This is a genomic window from Bifidobacterium sp. FKU (assembly GCF_026016385.1).
Taxonomy (GTDB): Bacteria; Actinomycetota; Actinomycetes; order Actinomycetales; family Bifidobacteriaceae; genus Bifidobacterium; species Bifidobacterium infantis.
Map to the genome: position 1 here is coordinate 2,508,593 of NZ_CP092888.1, position 17,549 is coordinate 2,526,141.

The 17,549-nt window shown below is 58.3% G+C and carries 11 protein-coding genes and 2 rRNA genes; 5 read left to right on the forward strand and 8 right to left on the reverse strand.

Going from position 1 to position 17,549, the window contains the following annotated elements; genetic code table 11:
* Positions 1-131: 131 nt before the first annotated feature.
* The 3 genes from MMB48_RS11190 to MMB48_RS11200 all read right to left on the reverse strand — a co-directional run bounded on the left by MMB48_RS11190 (position 132) and on the right by MMB48_RS11200 (position 2,657).
* Positions 132-767: a YesL family protein gene (locus tag MMB48_RS11190; RefSeq protein ID WP_032743816.1), complete on the reverse strand. Its 636-nt coding sequence runs from the start codon at positions 765-767 to the stop codon at positions 132-134.
* Positions 768-960: 193 nt separating this feature from the next.
* Positions 961-1,803: a carbohydrate ABC transporter permease gene (locus MMB48_RS11195; RefSeq protein ID WP_012578661.1), complete on the reverse strand. Its 843-nt coding sequence runs from the start codon at positions 1,801-1,803 to the stop codon at positions 961-963.
* Positions 1,803-2,657 carry a carbohydrate ABC transporter permease gene (locus MMB48_RS11200; RefSeq protein WP_032743815.1) on the reverse strand — a complete coding sequence of 285 codons (855 nt, stop codon included), beginning with the start codon at positions 2,655-2,657 and terminating at the stop codon, positions 1,803-1,805. Before MMB48_RS11200 ends, MMB48_RS11195 begins: the two co-directional genes overlap by 1 nt.
* A gap of 382 nt (positions 2,658-3,039) precedes the next feature.
* Here MMB48_RS11200 and MMB48_RS11205 point away from each other — a divergent pair, with 382 nt between their 5' ends.
* Complete coding sequence (locus MMB48_RS11205) at positions 3,040-4,056, forward strand: LacI family DNA-binding transcriptional regulator (protein WP_032743814.1); 1,017 nt, start codon at positions 3,040-3,042, stop codon at positions 4,054-4,056.
* A 254-nt stretch (positions 4,057-4,310) separates the two neighbouring features.
* Here MMB48_RS11205 and MMB48_RS11210 read toward each other — a convergent pair whose 3' ends face one another.
* Together MMB48_RS11210 and MMB48_RS11215 are read right to left on the reverse strand one after the other, a co-directional pair.
* Positions 4,311-5,657: an ABC transporter substrate-binding protein gene (locus tag MMB48_RS11210; RefSeq protein WP_032743813.1), complete on the reverse strand. Its 1,347-nt coding sequence runs from the start codon at positions 5,655-5,657 to the stop codon at positions 4,311-4,313.
* Positions 5,658-6,041: 384 nt separating this feature from the next.
* The gene (locus tag MMB48_RS11215) at positions 6,042-6,755 is read right to left on the reverse strand and encodes a histidine phosphatase family protein (protein ID WP_010081321.1); all 714 of its coding nucleotides are present in this window, start codon (positions 6,753-6,755) and stop codon (positions 6,042-6,044) included.
* A 91-nt stretch (positions 6,756-6,846) separates the two neighbouring features.
* Here MMB48_RS11215 and MMB48_RS11220 point away from each other — a divergent pair, with 91 nt between their 5' ends.
* The 4 genes from MMB48_RS11220 to MMB48_RS11235 all read left to right on the forward strand — a co-directional run bounded on the left by MMB48_RS11220 (position 6,847) and on the right by MMB48_RS11235 (position 13,559).
* Entirely contained in the window at positions 6,847-7,224 is a 378-nt protein-coding gene (locus MMB48_RS11220; protein ID WP_032743812.1) for a DUF4235 domain-containing protein, read from the forward strand.
* 182 nt (positions 7,225-7,406) lie between these two features.
* Positions 7,407-8,171 carry a nitroreductase family protein gene (locus MMB48_RS11225; protein ID WP_032743811.1) on the forward strand — a complete coding sequence of 255 codons (765 nt, stop codon included), beginning with the start codon at positions 7,407-7,409 and terminating at the stop codon, positions 8,169-8,171.
* Between the two features lie 295 nt (positions 8,172-8,466).
* Positions 8,467-11,223 (forward strand): YhgE/Pip domain-containing protein, encoded by a 2,757-nt coding sequence (locus tag MMB48_RS11230; RefSeq protein ID WP_080714718.1) that lies wholly within the window; start codon positions 8,467-8,469, stop codon positions 11,221-11,223.
* On the forward strand, positions 11,220-13,559 hold the full coding sequence (locus tag MMB48_RS11235) for a YhgE/Pip domain-containing protein (RefSeq protein WP_032743810.1): 2,340 nt from the start codon (positions 11,220-11,222) through the stop codon (positions 13,557-13,559). The genes MMB48_RS11230 and MMB48_RS11235 overlap by 4 nt, the downstream gene beginning before the upstream one ends.
* A gap of 115 nt (positions 13,560-13,674) precedes the next feature.
* Here the strand turns inward: MMB48_RS11235 and MMB48_RS11240 are convergent, their stop codons facing one another.
* From MMB48_RS11240 to MMB48_RS11250, 3 genes are all read right to left on the reverse strand, one after another.
* A complete protein-coding gene (locus tag MMB48_RS11240) occupies positions 13,675-13,926 on the reverse strand; it encodes a hypothetical protein (RefSeq protein ID WP_032684148.1) in 252 nt (83 codons plus the stop codon).
* A gap of 203 nt (positions 13,927-14,129) precedes the next feature.
* Positions 14,130-14,246, reverse strand: a 5S ribosomal RNA gene (gene rrf, locus MMB48_RS11245).
* A gap of 174 nt (positions 14,247-14,420) precedes the next feature.
* A 23S ribosomal RNA gene (locus MMB48_RS11250) occupies positions 14,421-17,485 on the reverse strand.
* Between the last annotated feature and the right edge of the window lie 64 nt (positions 17,486-17,549).

Sequence of the window (17,549 nt, forward strand, 5' to 3'; positions counted from 1 at the left end):
AGCTCTCAGAATACGCCGCTTGACATTTGCATCTATGGTCTCATTTGGGTCAAATTCCTCTAGGTAACGCGGGATACCGCCCAGTATCGCGTAGGCCAGCGCCTTATCCTCGTTGACTGTCCGCTAGCTGCTTAGCGTTGCATACTATCGGGAGAATCCACAGGATCGGCGAGATATGGCTTGAAGACGCGCTCGGTGACGGGGATATGGAGCATCAGCATGGTGCCGTAACCAAGGATCACCAGCAGGAACAGTCCACCGGGCATGTAGAACCAGCTGGCCACCAGCAGCGCCACGAACACGGCATCCACGATGACCAGGGCCACGGTCATCGCGATGTGGGAGATGCCGAAGATGAAGGCGTTCTTCAAGGTGCCGGCCGCGGTGTTCTCGAAGCGTGCCTGAAGCGCGAACACCCATTCGAAGCCGATAAGCCAGAGGATGGTCAGCGCGAATTTGATGATGAGCAGCGGCGTGATCTGCAGGACGATCCATGACCAGACCAGTGCAATCAGCACCACCAAGAACGGCAGCCACAGCAGCGTGGCTTTGATGAAGTTGGTTTTGAATGACTTGAAGTAGTTGGCGGTTACGCCTTTGCCCTCGCCCTCGATGGAGCGGCGGCAAGCATCATGGCCGGCAGTCAAGGCCGCACCGATGGTGATGAGCGGAATCGAAGTGACCAGCATCAGAATGTTGATCCATACGCCGTCAACAAGATTGCTCCACGCGCGCATGAATTTCGAGTCCGGTGCCAGCCAGTTCATCAACTACTCCTTGTGCTGCTCTTGGCTCCCCGCCAGATTGTCGGGCTCAACCCTTGACCGCGCCGCCTTCGGCCCTGCAATTACGGACTCGCCTACGACGAGGCTCATCATTAGCTTCGCCGCTGTCGCGGCTCAGCCTGGAGCCTGCTGGAAGCCCACTGGGCTTCCAGCCATGGGCTGACGACGCGAGTCGTCAGCCCTTGACGGCTCCCGCCATGACACCAGAGACTATATACTTCTGGCATACCAAGTAGAAGACGATGATGGGGATGATGGCCAGCACCAGGCAGGCCATCATGGCGCCCATATCCACGGAACCGTAGCCGCCCTTGAGGTATTGCACGGCGACCGAGATGGTCTTGTACTTGCCGAGGTCGAGCGTCAGGTACGGCAGCAGGTAATCGTTCCAGATCCACATGGCTTCGAGGATGGCCACCGAGACGATCGACGGCTTCATGATTGGCACCACGATCTGGAAGAAGATGCGCGGCACTGACGCGCCGTCGATCATGGCGGACTCCTCAAGCTCCTGCGGGATGCCCTTGATCACGCCGGTGAAGATGAACACGGCCAGACCGGCCCCGAAACCGAGGTACACGATGCACAGGCCCCACGGGGTATTGAGCTTCAGCATGTCGGCGATCTTGGAGAGGGTGAACATCACCATCTGGAACGGCACGATCATGTTGAACAGGAACAGGGTGTAGAGCAGCTTCGCAGCCCAGTTGTTCACGCGCACGATCCACCATGCGCACATCGAGGTGCACACCAGAATCAGCACCACCGAGCCGACGGTGATAAGCAGCGTCCAGCCGAAGGAGGCGAAGAACTGCGTGGTCTCGATGCCACGCACATAGTTCTCAAGTCCTACAAACGCCTTGCCGGTCGGCAGGGAGAAGGCGTTCTTGGAGATGTACGCCTTCTGCTTGAAGGAGTTGATCAGCACCAGGACGATCGGGAAAACCCAGAACAGGGAGACGACGGCAAACAGCACGGTCCATAATGCGCCATGCTTCACAGGCTTGTTCTCGTTCATCAGGCTGCCACCTCCTTGCTCGTGGTGAGCTTGTTCTGAATCAGGGCGATGACCGCAACCAGGATGAAGAACAGCACGGCCTTCGCCTGGCCGACGCCTTCCCAGCCCATACGGCCGTAGAAGGTGCGGGTGATGTTCAGCGCCAGACCTTCAGACATGTTGCTCGGCGCACCGTTGGTCAATGCGAGGTTCTGGTCGTAGAGCTTGAAACCGTTGGTCACGGTCAGGAAGGAGCACACGGTGATGGACGGCATCATCAGCGGGATGATGATGCGGAACATGGTCTGCCGTCCGTTGGCGCCGTCCACGGCCGCGGCCTCCAGCACGTCGGTGGGCAGGGCCTGCAGGCCGGCGATGTAGATGATCATCATGTAGCCGATCTGCTGCCAGCACACCAGGATGACCAAACCCCAGAACCCGTAGGACGCCTTATAGGTCAGGGCGCGGCCCCAGTGGGCCAGTACGCCGTTCAGGAGCAGCAGCCAGATGTAGCCCAGGATGATGCCGCCGATAAGGTTCGGCATGAAAAATACCGAGCGGAACAGCGTGGATCCCTTGATCGCCTTGGTCAGCATGTAGGCGATGGTGAAGGCGATCACGTTGATCACGATGGTGGTCACGATGGTGAACGCGGTGGAGAAGCCGAGCGCGTGCAGGAATTCCTTGTCCTTCAGCGCTTTGCCGTAGTTCTTAAGCCCCGCCCATTCACCGTCGGTAACGGTGGTGAATTCGCAGAAGCTTAAGTAGATGCCCATGATGAAGGGCACCAGGAACCCGATGATGAATGCGGCGAATGTGGGGAGCGCGAACAGCGCCCACCATCTGCGTATCGCCTTGCCAGCCATGCTGATCATGACTTTTCCTCCTCCTTGAGTCCGCTGCGTTGCGACACTGCATCGTGCGCCGGCTGCGGAGTTCAACTCAATGCGAGCCTGCCGATCGAGAACCGCATGCACGGCCTGTTCTCATTCAAGCCTATGTTCATAGTAAACGTCGAATCATTATATGTCAAACGTTGTCATTTTCAGCGTTTCAAGCTCGAGCATACTCCAGCTCCAGCAATCTTCTTTCAACTAAGATGATGCCTATATAAAGCCAATCTGACGCCGTCATAGACACTTTGCAAACGTTTGTAATACAATCGTTGTCATCACCGCAAATCAATCAATCAGCATGTACACTGGAGTCAGTTGTGCATGTGTATTGCGATTTTCCATTCAACGCAAGGGGGCTGCAATGGCTACGAGCATTCAGGATGTCGCCCGCGAGGCCGGCGTCTCCATCTCCACCGTCTCACGTTCCTTCACCAGACCGGATCTGGTGTCGGCCAAGACCCGCGAGCGCGTGCTCGCCATCGCCGACAAACTCAATTTCTCACTCTCCCGCTCGGCTGCGGCCCTGAAATCCGGCCGCGCCCTGCGCATCGCAGTACTGATGAGCGGCCATATCCGCCTGTGGTTCACCGCCTCGGTCATCGAGGGGCTCAACGAGGTGCTGCACGCGCAGGGCTACGATATTTCGGTATTCCAGATTTCCAGCATCGAGGAGCGCAAGGAATTCTTCGAGATGTTGCCGGTACGCCGTAACGCCGATGCCGTGATTGTGGCGTCTTTCGATATCGACAACAACGAAATCGCGCAACTGGCTTCGGTCGGCGTGCCGATCGTCGGCATCAATTCGGTCGAGCCCGAAGCCCGCGGCTTTACCGCCGCCGTCAATATCGACGACGTGCAGGGCTCCACGCTGGCCGCCCGCCATCTTATCAATCTCGGACATCGCCGCATCACCTATATCAGCACCAATCGCGAGGTGTCGCTGAGCTTCTCCGTGCAAAGCCGATTCGACTCATTCACCGCCTGCTGCCGCAGGGAAGGCATCGAGCCGCAGGTCATCGTCTGCAAGGTCGATGACGATGGACGTTATGAAATCAGCGACGTGGTCGACCAACTCATGAGCCAAGACGAGATGCCCACCGCCATCGCATGCCAGGAGGATGGCATCGCTTTGCCGCTTATGTTCCAGCTGGAGCGCAATGGATTCTCCGTGCCCGGCGACGTCTCGCTGGTCGGCTACGACGATAGTTTCTACACCGGCGATATCGGCCTGACCACCATCCGCCAGGATCCGGCGGAGATGGCCCGCGTGGCAGCCCGCATGACGCTCGACCTCATTGACGAGAAGCCGATTGAGCAACCCTATATCGTGTTCCCGGCCCAGCTGAAGGTCCGCTCCTCCACCTCCCGCGTTAAGTAGGCTCACACAACAAAGCCCACCATAGAAAAAGCGTGAGGCAACCGCACAATAACGCTCAATCGCACATTGTGGGAAATGGCGAAAAATCGCCAATCCATGGACCCACAGTGTGCGATTGGCCGGGTGTGTGCCTCACACTTTTTCTGCGGCGGCCGATTTTGTGCAAGACTCAGCAATACAAAGCGGCGCCCCTGGAGAAGGAAAGGCAGGGGCGCCGCGGATTGTCACTTATCGGCTATGGGACTCTATGAGACTCAGTGCGAGGCCTCGTATTCGGAAGCCCAACCGTCCACGAAGGCGGTCTTGACGGCATCCCACTTGCCGGTGCCCTGCGCGTACTCGAGCAGCGCCTGGCCGACCTTGTTCTTCCATTCCTCGGACGGCATCATGGTGAAGTTCCAAGAAACCTGGGTCTTGCCGGACTCCTGGTCTTCCACGGCGGCCTCGGTCAGCGGGTTGTCGCTTTTGACGTCATCGAAGGTCTTGAACGGGGTGGTGAAGCCCATGTCCTGAGAGAGGGCCTTCTTGCCGGTATCCGAGGTGATCACCCACTTGAGGAAGTCCTCGGTGGCCTTCTTGTCGGCGTCGGAGGCCTTGTCATTGATACACCAGTAGTTCTCGGAACCGGTGGTCAGACCCTGCTTCTCCTCGCCCTTGACGCCGATGTAGATCGGCATCATGCCTACCTGATCGGCGGTCATGCCGGCCTTCTGCAGGTCGGTCCAGGCCCAGGTGCCGTTCTGGTAGAAGGCGGCCTCGCCGAGCGCGAACTCGGAGTTCGCATCATCTCCGGTCTTGGCGCTCAGCTGGGTGGGTTCGGTGGTGGAGTCGGTGATGTACAGGTCGAAGATCTTCTTGTAGTTCGGCAGGTAGGTGCCCTTGATCTTGGCCGGCTGCTCGGTGACGTTGCCATCCTTGAACTCGTAGTAAAGCGGCAGATTGGCCAGGTGGGTCTTGAAGCGCCAGTCGGAGCTGGAGTCGAAGCCGGCGGAGGTGAACGCGCCCTTGATGCCGAGCTCGTCCTTGCGGGCCTGCATGTCGTCGGCCACGGCCTTCAGGGTGTCGAAGTTGTCGATTTCGTCCATGGACGTGGCCTTGGCGCCATCCAGCGCGAAGTACTTGTTGAGGATGTCCTTGTTGTAGATCAGGCCGTAGGTTTCCATCACATACGGCACGCCGACCACCTTGTCGCCATCCTTCAGGGCCACATCCTGGTTGGCGAGCTCCTTGTACACATCCGTATTGGACATGTCGGCGGTGTACTTCTTCCAGTTCTGGTAGCCGACCGGGCCGTTGACCTGGAACAAGGTCGGGGCGTCGGTTTTGGCGATTTCGGACTTCAGGGTCTGCTCGTAGGTACCGGAGGCCGCGGTCTGCACCTTGACCTCAACGCCCTTTTCCTTGGCGTATTCCTTGGCCAGAGCAGTCCACTGGTCAGCCGCTTCCGGCTTGAAGTTCAGGTAGTAGACCTTGCCCTTGGCGTCATCGCCGGAGGTCGAGCTTCCGCAGGCCGCCAAAGTGCCGAGGGACATCGCAGCGACAGCCGCCATCGCGACTGCTGACTTGACTGTACGATTCATCATCGAACCTTTCTCTTTCATCGTCGATCCCGGCCGTCCCCGGTCGGGACAGGTACGCTAGCACGCACCTTTACGACTATCGACATGCACTATTATGCAACGGTTTGCTTCTTTTTGCAAACGATAGCAATAGTGGCGCGTCATAAATCATCATTTTCAGGCCATTGTCAACAGATATTCTATTACTTCAGCCTTTTTGCCTCATTATCGCAATGCAAGCGTTCGCAATCATGAGAGCGCTAACATATCTTTCATGGCAATCGATTGCCACTTATACCCATCAAAAACAACACGCCGACGCTATCGTTTGCAAATCATTTATCGACATACCGCAATTCCCACCACAAACAATAAAGGCCCGCCCGCAGTAGCGGGCAGGCCAGCGTAATCACAGCGCAACCGGGGCTAGGCGTTCCACCGTTCGATGACGTTATCTCCCTTATAGACGCTGAGCACCGAGTAGTGCGCCGTATCCAAACGCAGCAACCGCGCGAAATGCGGGTCCACGCCCAGCCATTGCGAGGTGAGGATGCGCAGGATGTGCGCATGAGCCACCAACAGCACATTATGGCCGTCTTTCAGAAGCGGCGTAATCTCATCGATGGCGCTCTTGGCGCGTGCCGCTGCTTCTTCCAGCGTCTCGCCAGGCCCGGCATGAACCGGCACCTGCTCGCCCGAAGGCAAGGTCTCGACCCAATCGCCCTCCAGCGTGGGCGTCAGCGATCGCGGCCCGTCACGCCACACATCCCATTCAAAACCGCTGGCCTCACTCACCTGCTGGCGCGTACGCCCCTCGGCTCGGCCGTAATCCCATTCAGCGATGCCGTCCAACACACCATGGTCCGCAAAACCAGCCAATTCAGCGGTTTGGCACGCCCGCTTCAGCGGACTGGAAAACACACAGCCCTGGCTGAATCCTTCGGGGAAAGCTTCGCGCAGGCGCCTTCCGGCATCTGCTGCCTGCTGCTCGCCGACCGCGGTCAACGGGATGTTCGTGCGCCCGGTATGCTGCCCGGATTCGCTCCACACGGTCTGGCCGTGGCGCAGCAACACCAAAAATCCGTTGCCGCCACGAGAGTTCTCGACGGCAACGGTGCCGTTCACGTTCTGTTCGCTCATGCCTCCACTCTAGTCTGCGCTCGTTCATGACTCCACCATTAACGCCCATCTTTTGCGCTGAGATGATTGAGATGCTATTAGACTGAGAGTCATGAGCGACGAAACGAACACCGACTTCCCCTCCAGCGCCGACCGCGCGGTCGACAGCCTGCACCGCATCGACGAGAAGGTCAATAAGTTGCGCGAGGACCGACTCAACGACCCTGATTCTCTGGGCGACAAGCTCATCAAGTCGGCAGCCCCAGCGCTGGCAGGCTTGGTTGCCGGTAAAGTATTCCAGATGATATGGGACAAGGGCACGAGCAAACGCAATCTGCGCAAGGGACTGGCGGCAGACGCGCCGCAAGGTCTGGCAATGAGTCTGGCATTCGCCGCCGTTTCGGCCGCACTCGGCGCAGTGGTTTCGCAGCTGTCGGATCGGGGCTCCAAGGCGTTCGTCGACCACCGCCATCGCAAGCCCAGCCGCTAATCCCCCGGTTGGATGATGGTTTCTGTTGGTTGACTGATGGCTCATCGCTGGAATTTCGTCAAGGAACCATCAGCCAATCGACAGGAACCATCAGTCCAGCACAGTTCCGCCACACAATATCGGCATTTCACTGTGAGGTAATTCACCGTGGCGTCCGGCGTCTGCCGTGCGACAATAAAGCCATGGTTACCAACGCAACAATCGAGGCTCTTCTGGGCCGCCGCTCCATCCGTAAGTTCAAGGACGAGGCCATCGACGACGATACCCGCGCCACGCTCGAAACCGTCGCCCAGCATGCCGCGTCCAGCCAGTTCCTTAACGACTGGTCCGCCATCCGCATCACCGATCCGGTCATCAAAGCCAAGCTCGCCGAATTCGGCCATCAGCCGTATATTGCCACTGCGCCGCTGCTGTACGTGTTCGTCATCGACGAGCACCGCAACGCGCGCATCGCCGAACGCAAGGGCATCGATCCCGCTTCCGACGAATTCCATCTCAAGTACAGTTATCGCTTTACCCAAGCTCAGAACGACGCAGTGCTGGCCCTGCACGCCATGGAGACCGCCGCCTATTCGCTGGGACTGGGCTGCGTGATTCTCGGCTCTCTACTCAACAACATCCCCGGCCTTATCGACGTGCTGAATCTGCCGGAATACACGTATCCGGTGCTGGGTCTGGCCATCGGCAAGCCTGATCAGAACCCGACCGTCAAGCCGCGCATGCCGCGCACGATGCAGTTCTTCGAGAACACCTACCCGGCTGACGCCGATGGAGTACTCGACCAGCTGCCCGCCTTCGACGAAGAAGTTCACCGGTACTACGATCTGCGCCAAGCCGACCGTCCGGTGGACGCCTTCAGCGATCAGGTCGTCACAATCAGTCGGCAGGATGTCAGCCATCAGACGCTGCTCGACAAGGCCGCCGCTCAGGGCTTCCGTCTGGTTTAGTGAGACCAGGACCAACGAGATAGGCTCGGATGGGCTCGTCACTGAGTCGTCTCAGTCTCAGCACTGCGACGACTCAGTCCCAACACCTCAACATTTCATCACCGGATACCGGCAAAATTGCACAACCATCCCGCCGGTGTCGCACTATCAATGAGCGTCCACATATCAGTCCCATTATGCGGACAATCAAGGGTCAGTTTTGCAAGAAAACCCGCCAAACCAGCAGTATCCGCACCAGTGGTGGGAATAGACTGCATGTGGCTGCAATGACTACGAACCGGAAAAGAGGGACTGGATGCGGACAGTTTGGCAAGTCTTTCTGCGCGATTGCAGACGTATCTTACGCAATCCCGTTGCCGTTGTGGTGACGCTCGGCGTAGCAATACTGCCCTCGCTGTACGCATGGTTCAATATTCTCGCCAACTGGGATCCCTATTCAGCCACCGGCAATCTGCAAGTGGCCGTAGCCAATGAAGACCAAGGCACCACCAACGATCTGGTCGGCCATCTCGATGCGGGCCGGCAGGTCGTCAAGAAACTCAAGCAGAACGACGAACTCGGCTGGCGCTTCGTAGACAATGAGGAACAGGCCGTACACGGCGTGGAGACCGGCGAATACTATGCAGCCATCGTGCTGCCCAAGGATTTCAGCGCCAGCTTGGTCGAATCGGTGACCGGAACCTCCAAACAGCCGAAAATCAAGTATTACGTCAATGAGAAGAAGAACGCGATCGCGCCGAAAATCACCGACACCGGTGCCACCACCATCGATGAGCAGATCAACTCCGCCTTCGTCACCACGGTAGCCACCACCGTTGCCTCGGCCGTTTCCGAAGCGGGAGACGATCTCGACCAAGTCACCGGCAAAGTCCAGCACGATACGATCGATGATCTCAATACGGTGATGTCCACGCTGAACACCGTTCAGGATTCACTCACCGACTTACAGGACACGCTGGCCCAGTCAGACACGATTCTCGCCGACGCCAAACAGACCACCGCCTCACTCAAGCAGACCGTCGCGGCCGCTCAGAAGGCCTCCCGCCAGTCCGGCACACTGTTGGCGGAAACACAGGCCGGGTCACAAGCCTTCTCCACCACACTGGTCGGCGCGCTCGACACCAGTTCAGCGCAACTCTCCGGACTGGCCGTTCACGTCAACAACGCCGCCGGCAGCATCACCGGCTCCTTCAACAGCGCGCAGAACTCCGTCGACACCATCACCAACACACTTTCGGCTCCACTGAACGCCACCCAAACGTCAATCAGCGATCTGAAAAACGCACTGACCAAAGCCGGCATCGGCAAAGACACCACCGACCCGGTCGGCCAGAACATCTGGAAACAAATCGATGCGCTCGACTCATTGATCAGCACACAGCAGACACAGCTCAACACCTTCCATACCGACACCACACAGTTCATCAACTCCGGCAAAGACGCCACCACGAATCTTTCCGGAGCCATGACCAACACCACCACCGGCGGCATCGCGGCGCTGAATACCGCGCGCGGCTCGCTGACCGGCACCGTGATGCCATCGCTCACCTCATCATTGAACAGTTTCGCCGCCCTGAACGGCACGCTGGATGGCACGTTGACTTCGTTGTCCGGCACCTTGGATCAGGCCGACGGGCTGTTCGACCAGCTTGTCGATACCCTGAACCAAACGAAAACCACCATCAGCAGCACGCAGGATTCGCTGCGCCAGGTGGCCAGCGATGTCGCCACCGTACGCACCGATATCGCCACGCTCGATAGTTCCGCCGCTTACCAGAAAATCCGGGATACGCTGCATCTGGATGACAAGGGATTCGGCGAGTTCATGGGCAATCCCGTCGCTCTGACCACGAAAGTCGTGTACGCCATCGACAATTACGGGTCCGCAGTCACCCCGTTCTACACGAATCTGGCACTGTGGGTAGGCGGTTTCGTGCTGATTGCCATCTACAAGCTTGAGGTCGACCGCAAGGGCATTCGCCGTATCACCGCTACGCAAGCATATCTTGGCCGCTGGCTGCTGCTGGTCACCATCGGATTCCTGCAAGCCGTCATCGCCACCATCGGCGATTTGGTGCTCGGCATCCAATGCGAGCATCCGCTGCTGTTCATCTTGGCCGGAATCTTCTGTTCGTTCGTCTACATCAACATTATTTATGCACTGGCCGTGGCATTCCGCCATATCGGCAAAGCCATCGCCGTAATTCTGGTCATTGTGCAGATACCCGGTGCCTCCGGCCTGTATCCGATTGAAATGATGCCGAACTTCTTCCGCGAACTGCACCCGTGGCTGCCCTTTACCTACGGCATCAACGCGATGCGCGGCCCGATCGCCGGCCTGTACGCGAACCATTACTGGCTCGACATGCTGCACCTGTTCTGGTATCTGCCGGCGGCGCTTTTCGTGGGACTTGTCGTACGCCGGTATGCGATGAACCTGAACGCGCTGTTCGACCGTCGTTTGGGAGATACCGACCTGATGATCACCGAGCACAACAGCATGGTGAACGAACAGGTGAGCTTGAACTCCGTATTCCGCACGGTGTCCGACAGCAAGGAACTGCGCGATATCATCGCCCATCGCGCGCACCGGTTCTTCGCACGGTACCCAAAGATGATCGTTGCCGGCCTGGCATTGCTGACCGTACTCCCGTTCGTATTCCTGGTGCTGCTGTTCGTCACCCAAGAGAAAATCGCCATGCTGACCTCCTGGATTCTGTCGATTATTCTTATCGACGCCTATCTCATTGTGGTTGAATACGCACGCGAAACCTACGCCGTGCAGCTTGGCGTCAGCGCCATGAGTGCCGACGAGTTCCGCAATGTGATGCTCAACGGATATGTGTGGCGGCGTTTCCACGGCCACGGACGTCACGAAGCGGCGATGGACAGCGATCCGGATATCGGCGAAACCACTGAACGACTCACACTGTTCGGCGATCAGGCCGCCGAGCCGACTGCGCACACCGCACAGTCCGAGCAGTCCGGTCAATCTGGGCAGCCTGAGCAACCCGGTCAGTCCGGGCAGTCTGGGCAAGGAGGCGCACGATGAAGCTTATCTGGAAAATATTCGTACGTGACGTGCGCCAAGCCACCCGCAATGTGATCGCCGTAATCGTGGCTATGGGATTGGTGATTGTGCCGGCACTGTACGCCTGGTACAACATCGCCGCCAGCTGGGACCCGTACGGCAACACCAAGGCCTTGAAGGTCGCCGTGGCAAACGTGGATAAGGGCTATAAGTCCGATCTGATGCCGATCACCATCAACGTCGGCGAAACCGTGACCAATACGCTCAGGGCCAATCATGACCTTGACTGGCAGTTTGTGGATCGTGCTAAGGCCATCGATGGCGTGAACTCAGGCGAATACTATGCCGCGCTGATTATTCCAAAGAGCTTCAGCTCCGATATGATGACGCTGTTTTCACCGAAGATCAAGCACGCCAAGCTCGAATACTATCTCAATGAGAAAATCAATCCAATCGCTCCGCATATCACCGACCAGGGTGCTACCACCGTGGCCACGACCATCGACCAGACATTCGTGAAGACCTTGGCGAGCGTGGCGCTGGATTTGGTTTCCAACGTGGCCGATTACGCGCAAAGCCCGCAAATGGAGCAGTACGTCAACAACGCCACCAGTCATATTGCTACCATGTCGTCTCGTTCGACCGGCACTGCGTCGCAGATGGATTCCTATGCCAATCTGCTCGGGGCCGCCAACAGCATCATTGATTCCACCGATAAGCTGCTGGGGTCAACAGGCTCAGCTGCGGACACAACCAAAAAGGCGTTGAAACAGACCCGCAACGGCGTCTCCAGCCTTGACAAGGCATTGTCCGGAGCCACCGATGGCGTCGGTACGGCATTGCAGCAGGCCGGTTCATCCTACGACACCATTGCCAAGCAAATCGATGCCGCTTTTGCCGATGTGGGCTCACAATCCTCACAGATATCAAACAAGCTAACCGATATGCAATCCAAAGTGGAGGCTCAGGCCGACAGCTTTGGAAAGTATGCCGCCGCTTTACGAGATCTCGCCAAACAAGCGGCTTCACTGCCCGTGGGCGGAGATACCGTTGCCGCTCAACTGAACGCGGCTGCAGACCAAGCCACAAAGGCGCAGCAGAGCATGCAGCAAGCCGCCACCGCGTTGGGCGATGCGGCCACGCACATAGCAAACGGCACTGCCGATGCCGATACAGCGCGTCGAGATCTGAAATCACAAATCGCCGCCGCCAAACAATCGATTACTCAGGCTTCAGACACGTACAAGAGCACGCTGAAACCGCAACTGAACAATCTGACCTCGTCCATGGACGAAGTGGCCACGCAGGCAAGTTCCGTAATCGACGGGCTTGCGTCGACCGTCAGCAGCGTGTCAGGTCTTTCTGGCGGCGTTTCAGACAGCCTGACGGACATCCAGTCGGCCTTGACTGACGCAGCTAACGCTTTGACCCGTTCGGCGAAGAAACTCGACAACTTGTCTTCCCAACTCGCCTCTATCACCAGTGGCGGCACCAACGACCTGTCTGTGATTTCCTCTGCGAAGCCCGATGCCATTGCTTCCATGCTGGCGGCACCCGTAGCGGTCGACCGCATCGCGCTCTATCCCGTTGCCAACTATGGTTCCGCGATGGCTCCGTTCTACACGATTTTGTCTATTTGGGTCGGTGCGATCATTCTGGTCGCCATGTTGAAAGTATCGATTTCCGACCATGAGAAGGCTCGTATCTTAGGATTGGGCAATGATCTGCCGCTCGGTTCGGGAGTGGGTCTTCGCGAGGCCATGATTGCCGGGCGGATTGCCGGACCGGCCGCCGCGTTGGATGTGCTGAAGAAGCCGCGTGCCGAGTCTTCCGGCAATGCGCGGCAGTTCGGTTTACGCTTGCACCACGAATATTTCGGCCGATACATGATTTTCGGTTTCCTTGCTTTGCTGCAGGGCACGCTGGTGTGCCTCGGCGACATGTTCTACCTCGGCGTGCAGTGCGAGCACCCGATCCGGTTCATGATGGTCGGCTGGCTGACCGCGCTGGTGTTCTCGAACATCGTGTACACGTTGGCCCTGTCGTTCGGCGATATCGGCAAAGCCATCGCCGTGGTGCTGCTGGTGATGCAGGTGGCCGGCTCCGGTGGCACGTTCCCCATCGAGACGTTGCCCCCGTTCTTCCAGGCCGTTTCCAAATGGCTGCTGTTCCCCTATGCGGTGGACGCGATGCACTCGGCCATGGCCGGCTCGTTCGGCATGGAGTATTGGGTTTCCATGGGCAAACTCGCGTTGTTCCTTGTTCCTTCGCTGCTTCTGGGGCTTATGCTGCGCAAGCCGGTGATCCGCCTGAACGATTGGATCATCCGCAATCTGGAAAGCACCAAGGTGATGTAAGTGCTGGACGGAGTGTGTCCGAGCGCCCTGAACGCTTAGCAGCCTACGACCTGGCGTGTTTGGACCGTAACCTGTCTCAGACACGGCGTTGGCGAGGCCTGTGGAGCTTCTGACGCTAACGTCTACGTGGCTTGTAGCCCTTTTTACGACTGTGTGGTTTGAGTTGCTGGTTCAGCGGCACATGCCGGTAACTGGATTGTGGATCGCGATGCGTGAGGTGCCAGCATCCGCAGTATTCGCAACGGTACACCCATAGCTCGGCTCCGCGCTCGATCAGGCTTTGATCAGCGGCACGCTGAGCCTGTGCCTTATCGTGATACATGATTTTATTCGACGTAGCGCAACGTTTAGGGGTGAAGTAATGCATAGCAGAAGCCAGTGTAGAGCGACCCCATAACCAAGCCAGTTTCTGGCTTTCCTCTGGAGGGGAGCTGTCTGCGCGGCGGACCAGGGTGAGGCCCAAGACGCTGAGGCCCAAGGACGCGAGATACACCCCCCCGACGCGCGCGAGTGTCCTGATATGCGGGAAGCCCCGGTACCTTCAAGGTATCGGGGCTTCCTGTACGTGTGATGCGGCGGCGTGCTACTCTCCCACACCCTGTCGAGTGCAGTACCATCGCCGTGCCAGGCCTTAGCTTCCGGGTTCGGAATGGGACCGGGCGTCTCACCTGGGCCATGACCGCCGCAAATCTTCTCTTATACGGTCAGACACCAAGGTCTGCCGGCCTTGTGGCGGCCCGGGAACCGGACAGGGGACGCGATTGCCGTTGATGTTGCTTCGTCTTGCGCCATTCCCGTGCTCATTGCCATACGGGATGGTTTGCAGGAGGATGATGCGGTCCCCGAACGAATCGGGGAATAATAGTGTTGCCTTTCGTCCGTTAGTACCGGTCGGCTCCACCCCTCGCGGGGCTTCCACGTCCGGCCTATCGACCACGTGTTCTGCATGGGGACTACAGCAGCTCGAGGCTGCACGGAATGCTTATCTTGGAGCAGGCTTCCCGCTTAGATGCTTTCAGCGGTTATCCCTTCCGAACGTAGCCAACCGGCCGTGCCACTGGCGTGACAACCGGCATACCAGAGGTTCGTCCACCCAGGTCCTCTCGTACTATGGGCAGGCCTCCTCAACATTCCAACGAGCGCAGAGGATAGAGACCAAACTGTCTCACGACGTTCTGAACCCAGCTCGCGTGCCGCTTTAATCGGCGAACAGCCGAACCCTTGGGACCTGCTCCAGCCCCAGGATGCGACGAGCCGACATCGAGGTGCCAAACCATCCCGTCGATATGGACTCTTGGGAATGATCAGCCTGTTATCCCCGGGGTACCTTTTATCCGTTGAGCGATGCCGCGTCCGTACACCGGCACCGGATCACTAGTCCCGACTTTCGTCCCTGCTCGGACCGTCGTCCTCGCAGTCAAGCCCGCTTGTGCACTTGCACTCGCCACCCGATTGCCAACCGGGCTGAGCGGACCTTTGGGCGCCTCCGTTACTCTTTGGGAGGCAACCGCCCCAGTTAAACTACCCGCCAGGCACTGTCCCTGAACAGGATCACTGTTCGAGGTTAGACATCCAATGCGAACAGAGCGGTATTTCACCTTGCGGCTCCGCACGATCTGGCGACCATGCCTCTCGGCCTCCCGCCTATGCTACACAATCCACACCGAATGCCAATACCAAGGTATAGTAAAGGTCCCGGGGTCTTTTCGTCCTTCTGCGCTTAACGAGCATCTTTACTCGTACTGCAATTTCGCCGAGCTCCTGGTCGAGACAGTGGGGAAGTCGTTACGCCATTCGTGCAGGTCGGAACTTACCCGACAAGGAATTTCGCTACCTTAGGATGGTTATAGTTACCACCGCCGTTTACCGGGGCTTGAATTCACCGCTTCACCCGAAGGCTGACGGATCCTCTTAACCTTCCGGCACCGGGCAGGCGTCAGTGCATATACAGCGGCTTGCGCCTTCGCATGCACCTGTGTTTTTGGTAAACAGTCGCTACCCCCTGGTCTGTGCCACCCCCAAAAGCTCCCCGCGCGAGGCGGATCACCATCGGGGGTCTCCCTTAAACCGAAGGAACGGGAGTGATTTGCCGAGTTCCTTGACCAGGATTCGCTCGATCGCTTTGGTATTCTCTACCTGACCACCAGTGTCGGTTTGGGGTACGGGCGGCTTCGAGCCTCACGCCGAAGCTTTTCTCGGCAGCCGGGATCACCGGATATCGGGCCATAAGGCCCCCACCATCGCACCTCGCCCACACGCCCCGCGGATTTGCCTACGGGACGGGCTGCGTGCTTGACCACGGAAAACCACCTCCGCGGCCGGCTACCCTTCTGCGTCACTCCTGCGCTGACCTACTACAAGGATCGGTCCCAACAGGCCCAGGCATCCCACCCCCGAAGGGGAAGCAAGCCCGGACCCGGAGGTTAGTACTCCAAGCCTCGGTTCTGGCGGCTGAAAGCCGGTACGGGAATATCGACCCGTTCATCCATTCGACTACGCCTGTCGGCCTCGCCTTAGGACCCGACTCACCCAGGGACGATGAACGTGGCCCTGGAACCCTTGGTCATCCAGCGGACGGGATCTTCACCCGTCTTTCGCTACTCATGTCTGCATTCTCACTCCCATGAAGTCCACGGCGCGTTCACACGGCCGCTTCGCCCCTCATGGGACGCTCTCCTACCCAGTACAAAATACTGCCGCGTCTTCGGTGGTGTGCTTGAGCCCCGCTACATTGTCGGCGCGGAACCACTAGACCAGTGAGCTGTTACGCACTCTTTCAAGGATGGCTGCTTCTGAGCCAACCTCCTGGCTGTCTATGCGACTCCACATCCTTTCCCACTTAGCACACGCTTCGGGACCTTAGACGACGGTCTGGGCTGTTTCCCTTTCGACGACGAAGCTTATCCCCCGCCGACTCACTGCCGGGATACACGTCACCGGTATTCGGAGTTTGGTTGCTGTTGGTACCCGATACGGGCCCGCAAGCATCCAGTAGCTCTACCCCCGGGACGCAATGACCCGACGCTGCACCCAAATGCATTTCGGAGAGAACCAGCTATCACGGAATTTGATTGGCCTTTCACCCCTAACCCCAAGTCATCCCCCCGGTTTTCAACCCAGGTGGGTTCGGTCCTCCACACGGTCTTACCCGCGCTTCAACCTGCTCAGGGCTAGATCATCCCGCTTCGGGTCCAGGACACGCGACTCAAACGCCTTTTAAGACTCGCCTTCGCTACGCATACCCCACACGGGTTATGCTCGCCACATGCCACTGACTCGCAGACTCATTTTTCGATAGGCACGCCGTCACCCCACGAAGAGGCTCCGACGGATTGTAGGCGCACGGTTTCAGAGACTGTTTCACTCCCCTCCCGGGGTACTTTTCACCTTTCCCTCACGGTACTCGTTCGCTATCGGTCAGACAGGAATATTCAGGCTTACCCGACGGTCCGGGCGGATTCGCACGGGGTTCCACGGGACCCGTGCTACTTGGGAGACGCGATCGGCAGACCATGCGCGTTCAGGTACGGGGCCCTCACCCTCTGCGGCCCGGTATTCAACCCGGTTCCCCTGACACATGGTTTTCTAAAACTGCCGGCCGGCCCGTCGGAGCCGGCGCACGCGATCCCGCAACACCCCACACGCAACCCCCGACGGGTATCACACGCGCAAGGTTTGGCCATCATCCGCTTTCGCTCGCCACTACTCACGGAATATCCTTTCCTGCAGGTACTGAGATGTTTCACTTCCCTGCGTACCCCCCGGCCGAAGCCGGTACCGACCCATGACGGCCGGTGGGTTCCCCCATTCGGAAATCCTCGGATCAAAGCCCTGTAGGCGGCTCCCCGAGGCTTATCGCAGCCTCAAACGTCCTTCATCGGTCCTGTCTGCCAAGGCATCCACCATACGCCCTTGCAAGCAACACACACCATGAAGGTGCATGGCCGCAAGATTCCTCTAGCAAATTCCCAGACGACAAATCATCACACT

Coding starts and splice junctions, on each gene's coding strand:
- MMB48_RS11190 (WP_032743816.1), bottom strand. CDS start 767: ATGAACTGGCTGGCACCGGACTCGAAATTCATGCGCGCGTGGAGCAAT.
- MMB48_RS11195 (WP_012578661.1), bottom strand. CDS start 1,803: ATGAACGAGAACAAGCCTGTGAAGCATGGCGCATTATGGACCGTGCTG.
- MMB48_RS11200 (WP_032743815.1), bottom strand. CDS start 2,657: ATGATCAGCATGGCTGGCAAGGCGATACGCAGATGGTGGGCGCTGTTC.
- MMB48_RS11205 (WP_032743814.1), top strand. CDS start 3,040: ATGGCTACGAGCATTCAGGATGTCGCCCGCGAGGCCGGCGTCTCCATC.
- MMB48_RS11210 (WP_032743813.1), bottom strand. CDS start 5,657: ATGAAAGAGAAAGGTTCGATGATGAATCGTACAGTCAAGTCAGCAGTC.
- MMB48_RS11215 (WP_010081321.1), bottom strand. CDS start 6,755: ATGAGCGAACAGAACGTGAACGGCACCGTTGCCGTCGAGAACTCTCGT.
- MMB48_RS11220 (WP_032743812.1), top strand. CDS start 6,847: ATGAGCGACGAAACGAACACCGACTTCCCCTCCAGCGCCGACCGCGCG.
- MMB48_RS11225 (WP_032743811.1), top strand. CDS start 7,407: ATGGTTACCAACGCAACAATCGAGGCTCTTCTGGGCCGCCGCTCCATC.
- MMB48_RS11230 (WP_080714718.1), top strand. CDS start 8,467: ATGCGGACAGTTTGGCAAGTCTTTCTGCGCGATTGCAGACGTATCTTA.
- MMB48_RS11235 (WP_032743810.1), top strand. CDS start 11,220: ATGAAGCTTATCTGGAAAATATTCGTACGTGACGTGCGCCAAGCCACC.
- MMB48_RS11240 (WP_032684148.1), bottom strand. CDS start 13,926: ATGCATTACTTCACCCCTAAACGTTGCGCTACGTCGAATAAAATCATG.